Annotated in this window: 1 protein-coding gene and 1 pseudogene; both read left to right on the top strand. The window is 73.7% G+C overall.

The features are described from left to right. A partial coding sequence (locus ACLWS4_RS37710; protein ID WP_416876529.1) for a hypothetical protein occupies nucleotides 1–189 on the top strand: 189 nt, incomplete at its 5' end. A 14-nt stretch (nucleotides 190–203) separates the two neighbouring features. Further along, nucleotides 204–392 (top strand): annotated as a pseudogene (locus tag ACLWS4_RS37705) (hypothetical protein); the annotation flags it as partial.

The following is a 392-nucleotide window of genomic DNA, read 5'->3' as shown; positions in this document are numbered from 1 at the left end:
GAGGGCGACGAGCAGCTGCTGTGGCTGGACGCCCCGTCCGCCGAGGGGCGGGCGGCCGACGACCTCGCCAAGGGCCGGTCCCACGCGATCGCGATCACCCACGGCACCGTCGTCTACATCGTCAACGCCGCCCCGGCCGCTCGCACCGAGGCCGGGGCTGCGATCCACGACCTGCTCTGCCCGGCCTGACGGGAACGACCCTCATGACATACACGCGAAGCGGCCGACTCCGCTCGGCCGCCCCGAACTTCAACCTCGGCGCGGCCTGGCTCGCCTCCGCCAACCGGGACCCGCAAGCGGCCATGGACCAGTGGGAGGCGGGCCGGCTCGCCGACATCGAGACCGGCGAGGTCTTCAACGTCGTGCGGGTCGGCGACGTGCAGACGGGCCGG

This window comes from Kitasatospora sp. SC0581, assembly GCF_048159585.1.
Taxonomy (GTDB): Bacteria; Actinomycetota; Actinomycetes; order Streptomycetales; family Streptomycetaceae; genus Kitasatospora.
The sequence above is the reverse complement of the archived record's forward strand: the minus strand, read 5'-3'. Positions and strand labels throughout refer to the sequence as shown.